This is a genomic window from Bacteroides cellulosilyticus DSM 14838, from assembly GCF_000158035.1.
Classification (GTDB): Bacteria; Bacteroidota; Bacteroidia; order Bacteroidales; family Bacteroidaceae; genus Bacteroides; species Bacteroides cellulosilyticus.
In genome coordinates this window covers 1,197,619-1,207,889 of the sequence record NZ_EQ973491.1, presented here as the reverse complement: position 1 = coordinate 1,207,889, position 10,271 = coordinate 1,197,619, and the positions used below count along the sequence as shown (strand labels likewise).

Annotated in this window: 7 protein-coding genes, 1 tRNA gene and 1 pseudogene; 6 read left to right on the top strand and 3 right to left on the bottom strand. The window is 41.4% G+C overall.

The genetic code is table 11. The annotated features are described in order from the left end of the window. The 3 genes and pseudogenes from BACCELL_RS27460 to BACCELL_RS16910 all read right to left on the bottom strand — a co-directional run. A pseudogene (locus BACCELL_RS27460) lies at positions 1–1,120 on the bottom strand (hypothetical protein); the annotation flags it as partial. Positions 1,121–2,530: 1,410 nt separating this feature from the next. Beyond that, positions 2,531–5,428, bottom strand: a complete 2,898-nt coding sequence (locus BACCELL_RS16915) for a triple tyrosine motif-containing protein (RefSeq protein ID WP_007213165.1) — start codon at positions 5,426–5,428, stop codon at positions 2,531–2,533. Between the two features lie 95 nt (positions 5,429–5,523). Next, positions 5,524–5,597, bottom strand: a tRNA-Thr gene (locus BACCELL_RS16910). A gap of 240 nt (positions 5,598–5,837) precedes the next feature. Between BACCELL_RS16910 and BACCELL_RS16905 the strand changes: the two genes are divergently transcribed. From BACCELL_RS16905 to BACCELL_RS16880, 6 genes are all read left to right on the top strand, one after another. Beyond that, positions 5,838–6,386, top strand: a complete 549-nt coding sequence (locus BACCELL_RS16905) for a DUF4199 domain-containing protein (protein WP_007213164.1) — start codon at positions 5,838–5,840, stop codon at positions 6,384–6,386. Between the two features lie 86 nt (positions 6,387–6,472). Beyond that, on the top strand, positions 6,473–7,426 hold the full coding sequence (locus BACCELL_RS16900; protein WP_007213163.1) for a glycosyltransferase family 2 protein: 954 nt from the start codon (positions 6,473–6,475) through the stop codon (positions 7,424–7,426). Positions 7,427–7,429: 3 nt separating this feature from the next. Continuing rightward, positions 7,430–7,933 carry a DUF6452 family protein gene (locus tag BACCELL_RS16895; protein WP_007213162.1) on the top strand — a complete coding sequence of 168 codons (504 nt, stop codon included), beginning with the start codon at positions 7,430–7,432 and terminating at the stop codon, positions 7,931–7,933. Next, complete coding sequence (locus BACCELL_RS16890; protein WP_007213161.1) at positions 7,893–8,663, top strand: DUF6048 family protein; 771 nt, start codon at positions 7,893–7,895, stop codon at positions 8,661–8,663. The genes BACCELL_RS16895 and BACCELL_RS16890 overlap by 41 nt, the downstream gene beginning before the upstream one ends. A 3-nt stretch (positions 8,664–8,666) precedes the next feature. Beyond that, the gene (locus BACCELL_RS16885; protein ID WP_007213160.1) at positions 8,667–9,248 is read left to right on the top strand and encodes a manganese efflux pump MntP; all 582 of its coding nucleotides are present in this window, start codon (positions 8,667–8,669) and stop codon (positions 9,246–9,248) included. A gap of 9 nt (positions 9,249–9,257) precedes the next feature. Next, a partial coding sequence (locus BACCELL_RS16880; protein ID WP_007213159.1) for an FAD:protein FMN transferase occupies positions 9,258–10,271 on the top strand: 1,014 nt, incomplete at its 3' end.

Below are 10,271 nucleotides of genomic sequence, written 5' to 3'. Positions count from 1 at the left end.
AAACATATTCCTTATAATAAAATCCGGATTTTATTATGCTTGGCATATAGTTACTAACGTTACCGTTATTAAGTTGATTCAAAGGATAATTGTAAGTATAATAAGTAACATCCTCCCCTTCTTTATCCTTCACCGTAATCCGCCCATTATAAGCCCAACGGTAGAAAGCATCCTCATAAACAGCCTGTTGAGCCTCGTTTCTTGCTTTAAAATCCACTTCAGCATTATTCAGAGCCAGTGCCAAATCCAGATAACCATCAAACAGCAAATCCTGTTGTTTACTCAATTCTTCTTCCTTGTTTGTCAACGTCAGGATTTCCTCATCAGTTTTGTAATTAGTGTATTCTTTATACTTGGCAATACGCATCTGATACATCGCAATCGTATTGTTATTTTCCGCGATAGCTTTCTCCTTAGCAGCTTGATCGGATATCAGACCGCTTTCCAATTCCACCAATACAGCTTTACTATCAGCCAATGTATTCTGGGCTTCAATCAATGTCTGTACAGCAGCGAAATATTTATTGGAAAGTCTTTTCAACTTACGTTGTTCTGCTTCCAACTTATCTTTTTCGGCCTGCGTGGCAGCGGCGGCGAGTTGTTTGTTGTAATCCACCAAAGCTTTTTGAGCATTCGCCAATCTTTTCTGAAGCTTCAACAGCTCAATCTGATTGTTTTGCGCCATCAACTCCATGCGGGCGGCAAGTTCAGCCAAATCCTTTTCCGCCTGTTTTTTAGTCACTTCCAGATTGGCCAATGCGGTTTCCAGCTCCACTTGCTTTCTCTTGTTCTCGATTTTTGCGGCATCATTCTCCAAACCGGCTGCTTCTTTCTGCAATTCAACCAATTCCGTCCGTTTCTTGATTGTTTCAGCTTCAGCATTCACTTTAGCGGCCGCGGCTTTTTGCGCCTCTGCCTTTGCAGTCATCAAAGCAGCTTCGGCATCTGCCTGAATCTTCTGTGCTTCAGCCTCCGCATTGTTCATGTCGGCTCTCGCCTGCAACTGCTCAGCCTTTGCATTGCGCACATCCGTAACGGATTGCGTTTCATTGTCGTCAACGCAAGCTCCCAGCGACAAAACGCCCAGAAGCACTGCTACCATCATGAGTTTCTTCTTCATAATTATTAAAAATTAGTGTTAGTAAAATATTGTTGTTGTTGTAACTATGACATTTTCCTATGGGAAAGGATATCCGCGTAATACCGGATACGGGATCGGAATCCATGATCGATTTTTTCTTCGCCCTATATATAGAATATAGTATATAGATATTATCAAACAAGCATAAAGATTAAAACTCCTGTTTATGCAAATATTTTCATCTGCACACTTATTAATTTCATTTTTGTTTGCCCTGTTCATTATTTAACGTTTATTGATGTATTCGCCCACAAAGATATAAATAAGATAGAAACAAACAATAGGAAAACAAATAAATTTTCGGAAAATAGTAAGATTTAGTCGGCATCACATGAGGATTATCACGGAAAACCGTTATAGCGGAGATCGGTTTTCTTAATAAATGTTTCCAATAAAAAGGATAAAAATCACAACTAACGGACATTTTAGTAAATTATTTAAAATATACAGTAGTAGTCATATTACACTTTTTGTTTTACATAAAAAGCTTTCAAAAAAGCAATTTACCATAATTAAAAAGTAATTATTTAATCACAGCAGAATCTATTTAGTACAAGAAAAAGCCCATTTATCCAGAAAATCGGCATCATATCCTATTTTTAATACTTAAAGAAGAAAAAAGGAACAGAGGCAAATATTCATTTTCGTTTCTTTAAACACCGACACAAAATGATATGAAAAAGAAGTTTCAGATTTATCCAAGTTATAGAACGGAGCAGGCACAAGCCGGACAGCGCCAACACAGGGTTGGAACAAGGAGGGCCCTGCATAGAGAGGATTCATCATACACTTCCTTAGGATTCAGATACCCTTTTGCTTGTTCTTATATAGCATTCTCATCGCATTCGGATTGATTATTTTGCATTGTCCACAATTGTAGAGCATGTGCTTCACAACTGTGGGTATTGTGCTCCACATATGTGAAGCACGTAATCCAGCATAGTAGTCACATCTAAAACATCGTTTATTAACTAAAGAAACATAGGCCATTAACTAAAGAAACACAAGCGGTTAGCTAAAGAAACACAAGTGACTGACTAAAGAGACAGGCGGCAAACGAAAGAGAACATGAGCGGTTTACGCAAAAAAATGCCATATTCGTCATCTTTTTGATGAGAAGAATCATAAATACAAGAGGATTAGAAACAGTAGGCTCATGCACGGAAATAGATTACAACACCAAGATTGCCAGCAACATACGCTTATTTTTATTAGTGCAAGCAAATTTACCTGCACTCTATTTTCATTTGCTGCCACCACCGCTGCATTGCCGATGAATAGGGAGATACAAGACATGAGTGCAAGCGTGCAAGTAAAAGTTGATACAAACTCACTGTGAGAAAAAACGAGCCTGAGAATAAAGGCTGAAGACAAAGAAATGCCCGCCACCTACAATTTATTACTTAAATAATCCGTCAAACTATCCTCACGTTCCAAACCAAACTTTTTGCGCAACCGGTAGCGGATAGTTTCAACGCCACGAACAGAGATATTCAGCAAAGGAGCAATCTCTTTAGTGGAAAGATTCATTTTCAGATAGGCACACATCATACGCTCATTATCTGAGAGATCGGGATGACGGGCATGAAGGCGTTTCATAAAGTTGTTATGAATCAAATCGAACTGATCTTCGATGCGTTTCAGAACTTCATCACTTTGGATGTTAGAGTCAATTTTACCATTTATAATCAGAAGGAGTTGCTTACCTTCACGGGCGCCCTCCCCTTTCAGAGAGGAAGCCACTTTGAAAATTTCCGATTTGATCTCCGTCAACATCTCGTTTTTACGGACAAAGTTTATCATCAGGTTAGCCATCTCCTGGCTTTTATGCTGCAAGTCGTACTCCAGCTTTTCTTTCTCCAATTGCATAATCTGTTTCTCTCGCCGGGATTTTTCAGCCTCAAACTCCTTCTCCATTTCATGCAATTCTTTATCTTTCTCCACAACTGCCTGTTGCTTCTTCCGTTTCACACGTACATCATCCCAGCGGTAAATATACCAGACGCCCAACAACATAAGGACGAAATAGAAGACATAGGCGGGCACACTGCGATACCAAGGCGGAAGAATACGGAAAGAAAGTTCATCCAATGAAGTAGTACCGTCCGGATAAATGGCTTTTACTTCAAAAGTATAATCACCTTCGGACAGATTACTATATTCCTTGGTATGCACAGTGGTATAGTCTGACCATGCTCCTTCATTCAAACGATACTGAAAACGAATATCATCTCCTCCAAAAGCCAAGAAAGAAAGACTATAATCGAACCGAACCGAATTGGATGTATAGTTAATAGCGAGGGACGGCTTCTTTCCTAGAAAATTAGCTGTATATATCAAAGAATCTTTAGGATAGGTAATATACATATTCCGGATATATACGGAATGGGCAAGATCTTGCCGGTGCTTCACCGCCGGAATCGTGAACAGGGCAAATCCCTCTTCATTCGGAATCACCATAAGCGAATCCGATAAAGGAACAATGGCATACGTCGGCACCAACTCAAGCAAAGATTGGGGAATGGAATTGATACTGGTATTGGCTCCCCTCTTATAAGTCCCCAGGTTAGCTATACAGATTTCATAAGGGCTCAGACTGATGAGCCAGTCATGATATTCCAATAGACGCGTATAGGGAGCAGTGCCATTCAACAAATTATTCATATCGTTGCAAGGCTCCATCATATCTTTGTGAATATTATATTTATAAATACCGTGGGAAGTGGCAAAATAAACACGGCCTTCTATTTTAGCTACATAAATATCACGCTCAACCGGAAAGCCTTCTGCCACACCATAGGATTTTACACTGATCTGACGGGTTAAATCCTCACTCAACTCCACACGGGTGATAATGCCGGAATTATGAACCCATAGAATCCTGGCAGACTCCTGCTCAAACAAACGGCTTGAGTCAACAAATCCTTCGATTTTACAAAGCATATGCCATTCGCCCGCTTTCTTCTCCAAAAGATAAATGCCATTATACACCCCTACAAACATACGATCGGGTCGCCCCATAACCTCTTGACAGCACCAGGCACCCGTAATATCCGTGATTCTATGTATACTTGTACCTTTAATCTGAAAAATTCCACGATCATGAAGACAAAACAGATCATCACCAATTTTACACAGGTTCCACACCTGACCACTGGATTGAGGAACGGGATGAATATCCGGTAAACTACCGTTCAGCTTCACCGGATAAGAAGTATAATAAAGCCCCCGATTGGTACCCAGATACAAATAGCCATTCTCAACAGCCGCCGCATAGCCCGTACCGTAAGAATAAGGATATGAATACAAATTGGTAAAAGGAGAGCTCAGACAAACATGATCAATACCACTATCCAAACCCGCCCACAAGTTTCCCTGGCCGTCGAAGGCTACGGAAAGCACCGTATTATTACGCAGTCCGTTATTCTCGTTGAAGTATTTCACATCCATGGTAGCGCAATCTATCAGTAATAAGCCTTTATGAATAGTTCCCAAAGCTATCTTATCATCTTGAGCAGCCACACAAAAAACTTCGTTCTCACGCATAAAGTCCTCTGCACCGGTAATAAAAGGAGCAATGGTACGGCCATTATAATAAAACAGACCGTCATACGCCGTCACGATGATAATTCCCCCACCCTTATGTGGAATGATTCCACGGATGCGATTGGAAGCCAGGGAATCCGCACCCTGCAATGGAAAGAAAGTATTTCCGACCAGTACCCACACACCACGATCGGTACCTATATAGAGGATACCGTTCACCATATTGGAACAGTCGATCTTGGCATTCATTTCGATAGCGGTATATTTTCCATTCAGATATTTCACTACACGGTCATCGCCTTGTATATAAAGGATATTATCCGCCTCATGGATTCCCCACACATTGCCAAGCATACGAACAGAGTTGTCAAGCGTATCGGACATGCAGTGGTAAATCAGTTCGCCGTCTTCTGCCGGTTCGTAATAGCCAAATTCATTAATGCCACCGGCATAAATTCTTTTCTGAATAGTGGATGCCAATACGGAACGCACATCCGAGAAGTTATTTAACGGAAATACTTTCCACACATTACCATCAAATTGCACCATGCCGTTTTTATTGGCAAAATACACCCAATGGTCATCATAAGGAGCTATTTGCCAAGTCTGGGGACCTTTCCCATAAAGGCTTTTATCAAAGTTTACAATGAAGTTGTTCCAACCGGCAAACGCCTTACCAAAAGGGATCAGAAAGAGAAAAACGAAGAATACATAGAAGGTATAAGGTTGTTTTCGTATCATAATATTAGGTTTTACAGAGCAAAGCTATTACTTTTTTCGTAAAAAACAAATAAAAAAGAGATACATTCTTGTTAGAACATATCTCCTTTTCTTTGAGCCTCTTGTCGGATTCGAACCAACGACCCCGAGATTACAAATCACGTGCTCTGGCCAGCTGAGCTAAAGAGGCGGGTGGGTAAGCTTACTATATCGCGCCGCTACAACCAACTACCTTTGCTGCGATCAAGCCCTGGAGGATTCGAAGGGAGCTGGCCGTATAGGACTTACCCGTATTTTCGTTTGCGGGTGCAAAGGTATGCATTTTTATTAAACCTGCAATACTTTGCCCAAACTTTTTTCAACTTTAACAAGAATACGGGGGTTACAAACAATATTATTTATACCTTTGCGCCATTATTCCTAATGAAAGATGACAGAGAACAAAGGTTACTTACAACGATATGCCATGTTATTCGGCACTTACCTGGGAGGATTTTGGATTTTGAAGTTCATTTTATTTCCTTTAGGGTTAACTACACCGTTCCTATTTTTCCTCTTTGCAGGACTAACTCTATGCGTGCCTTTTATGGCGTATTATTATGTACGAATGTACCGTAACCAAGTTTGCGGTGGTGCCATCAGTTTTCTTCACGCGTGGATTTTCACTGTATTTATGTATATGTTTGCCGCATTGCTTACAGCGGTAGCTCATTATGTATATTTCCGTTTTATTGATCAAGGGTTTGTGCTAAACACATACGAAAGCTTACTGAACAGCCTGACCAGTCATACCATACCGGGGATGGATGCCTATGTAGAGCAGTTTAAAGAAATTATAAGTGCGATGCGTTCGCTATCTCCAACAGATATCACCATGCAACTGATGTCTCAGAATGTATTCTACGGATCATTACTTGCTATCCCCACCGCCTTGTTTGTCATGAAGCGCCCACCGGCAGAGCATATAGGCGGAAGATAAAGATGAATCATTAAAATGAGTGATAAAGTAAAAAAGCAGATGTGATTTCAACCCTAATTCATAATTCATAAATCATAAATCACAAGATGGATATTTCAGTTGTCGTTCCTTTATATAATGAAGAAGAATCACTTCCGGAACTGTACGCATGGATTGAACGGGTAATGAAAGCCAATGGTTTTTCATACGAAGTAATTTTCGTAAATGACGGAAGTACCGACCGTTCCTGGCAAATTATCGAAGAACTAAGCCGAAAATCAGATACCGTGCATGGCATCAAGTTCCGCCGTAACTATGGCAAATCGCCGGCATTGTACTGTGGCTTTGAGAAGGCACAGGGAGATGTAGTCATCACCATGGATGCAGATTTGCAGGATAGCCCGGACGAAATACCCGAACTGTACCGCATGATTACGGAAGACGGCTATGATCTGGTATCCGGATGGAAAAAGAAACGCTACGACCCACTTTCAAAAACCATTCCTACAAAAATATTCAATGCAACAGCTCGTAAAGTGTCGGGCATCAAGAACCTGCACGACTTTAACTGTGGATTGAAAGCCTACAAAATGGATGTGGTGAAGAACATCGAAGTGTACGGAGAAATGCACCGCTATATCCCCTACCTCGCCAAAAATGCCGGTTTCAAAAAGATCGGAGAAAAAGTAGTTCAGCACCAGGCACGTAAATTCGGAAAGACAAAGTTCGGCGGTTTAAACCGTTTCTTCAATGGATATCTGGATTTGATTTCACTCTGGTTCTTGTCAGCCTTCGGAGTAAAACCCATGCATTTTTTCGGGTTGCTCGGTTCACTGATGTTCATCTTCGGCTTTATCTCAGTGATTATTGTAGGAATCACGAAACTGTATAATATGTATAACGGAATGCCTTACCGCCTGGTTACGGACTCTCCCTACTTCTACTTGTCGCTGACTGCCATGATCATCGGAACTCAACTGTTCCTTGCAGGCTTCCTTGGCGAACTGATTTCGCGTAACGCTCCTGAACGAAATAAATATCAAATAGAAAAAACAATATAGACTATGAAAAAATTAGTAAAACTGATATTGCTTTGTCTGATTGCTTATCCCATCATCAGTATCGTTTCTTCTTGTTCGGAAGAAGAAGATTGCTCCATGAATGCACGTCCGATGATGGAATGTTATCTATATACGGTGGACAGGGAAAGTAAAAGAGTGCTCAACGATACCCTCGACTCACTGACTATTACAGCTTTCGATACGGACTCCATCATTCTTAACAATCAGAAAAGAGTACATTCGCTATCATTGCCTCTGCGCTATACAGCAGATTCTACCGTATTGATATTTCACTATAGCAAAGATCCCAAGATTAAAAAAGACACTATTATTATCTATCAAAAGAATACGCCCTATTTCCTGTCAATGGATTGCGGCTATCAGATGAAACAAAGCATCACAGGCGGAGCGTACAGTCGCTATCTACTTGACTCCATATATATTCAAGAAAAAGAAGTAAGCATTTATGGAACGGAAAATCTTAAGCTCTTTTATCCTCAGCCTTAGTCTGGCATTTTTCTTGCTGACAGGGCTTCCGGTACAGGCACAGAACAGCAACCGGCCTCCCGCTTCCAATCCACCCAAGAAGGAGGAAAAGAAAGAAGCGGATGAGAATGTCTTCCCGCTATACAATGGCGTGACTGTCAGTGTAGACCTGTGGGGAATCGGAAGCAAAGTTCTGGGAGGTGATTTCTTAAGCTCGGAAGTAGCTGTCGACGTCAACCTTAAAAACCGTTTCTTCCCGATAGTGGAACTTGGATATGGCAGCACCGACGCATGGAATGATAACGGAACGAATTACAAAAGTAATGCACCTTATTTCCGTATCGGTATGAACTACAACGCTCTTTATAAGAAGAAATTCGATAATTTCCTGTTTGTCGGTTTACGTTATGCAATGAGTAGTTTCAAGTATGATATAACAACTCTCCCTGTGACTGATCCCATTTTTGACGGAAGTATCGGAAACCCCAATCAAATGGATGGTATCTGGGGAGGAAGCGTACCATTCAACCATAAAGGAATGAAAGGTTCAATGCAATGGTTTGAATTCTGCGTTGGCATACGCGCACATATCTGGAAACAGTTCTACATGGGCTGGGGATTGCGCTTCAAATTCCGTACAAGTTCATCAACCGGAGAATACGGTGATCCGTGGTATGTACCCGGATTCGGCAAATATGGCTCTAACACCATGGGCGTAACCTATACAATCACATATAAACTACCCTATTAAACTATGAACGGATTAGAGATTTGGCTTCTTGCTGTGGGACTCGCGATGGACTGTTTCGCAATCTCCATAGCCAGTGGTATTCTTCTGAAACGTACGCTGTGGCGGCCCATGCTGACCATGGCTTTTTTCTTTGGATTATTCCAAGCTATCATGCCACTCCTCGGATGGATAGGTGCCAGCACGTTCAGCCACCTAATAGAAAGTCTGGATCATTGGATCGCGTTCATCATCCTTGCTTTCCTAGGCGGACGCATGGTCAGAGAGTCTTTCAAAGACGAAGATTGCAAAAAAGAGTATGACCCGAAAAGTCTGAAAGTAGTGCTCGCATTAGCCGTTGCAACCAGTATAGATGCACTGGCCATTGGTGTCTCATTTGCATTTCTGGGGATGCGGGATTTCTCGGAAATACTGGCACCCATTTCTATCATCGGTTTCGTATCTTTCATTATGTCCCTCATCGGATTACTGTTCGGTATCCGTTTTGGTTGCGGCATTGCACGAAAGTTGCGGGCAGAACTCTGGGGAGGTATTATCCTGATTATCATCGGCACAAAAATATTAATAGAACATTTGTTCTTCAGTTAAATTTCGCTTATGGAAAAGAAAGTACAGAGAAATTTCTTATGGATTGCCCTGCTTGTATTGGGAACAATTTGGATACTTGCACGTCATAACCGTACGCAACCTTATTATACAGTCAACGGACTGATATTCGGCACAGTTTATAATATAACTTATCAATATGACGATGATCTGAAAGCTGAAATCGATGAAGAATTGAAGAGATTTGACGGTTCGCTATCTCCCTTCAATGATACGGCCACAATTACACGAATCAACCGGAATGAGGATATTGTACCAGATACCTTCTTTACAAATGTATTCCGTCGTAGTATGGAAATATCCAAAGAAACGAATGGTGCATTCGATATTACGGTTGCTCCACTGGCCAATGCCTGGGGGTTTGGTTTCAAGAAAGGCGCATTTCCTGACTCCGCTATGATAGACAGCCTGCTGGAAATTACAGGATATACGAAAGTGGTTCTGTCAGAAGAAGGCAAAGTAGTGAAACAGGATGAGCGCATGATGCTATCATGTAGTGCAGTAGCCAAGGGATATGCAGTGGATGTAATAGCACAGTTTCTTGCAAAGAAAGGCATCACGAATTTCATGGTAGATATAGGCGGAGAGATCGTAGCACGGGGAGAAAATCCCAAGAAAGAACTATGGCGCATTGGAATCAATAAGCCGGTTGATGATTCACTGTCCATTAATCAGGAGTTACAAACAGTACTGAATGTAACGGATGTAGGCATTGCAACTTCAGGCAATTATCGCAACTTCTATTACAGAGATGGAAAGAAATATGCACATACCATAGACCCAAGAACAGGATATCCCGTACAACACAATATCTTATCTGCCACTGTAGTAGCCAAAGACTGTATGAGCGCTGATGCTTATGCCACTGCATTCATGGTAATGGGATTGGAAGAAGCGGAACGTTTTGCCAATGCTCATCCGGATATTGATGCGTGCTTCATTTATACGGATGGGAATGGAGAACTTCAAACGTACTATACGAAAGGAATGGAACGGTTTATAACC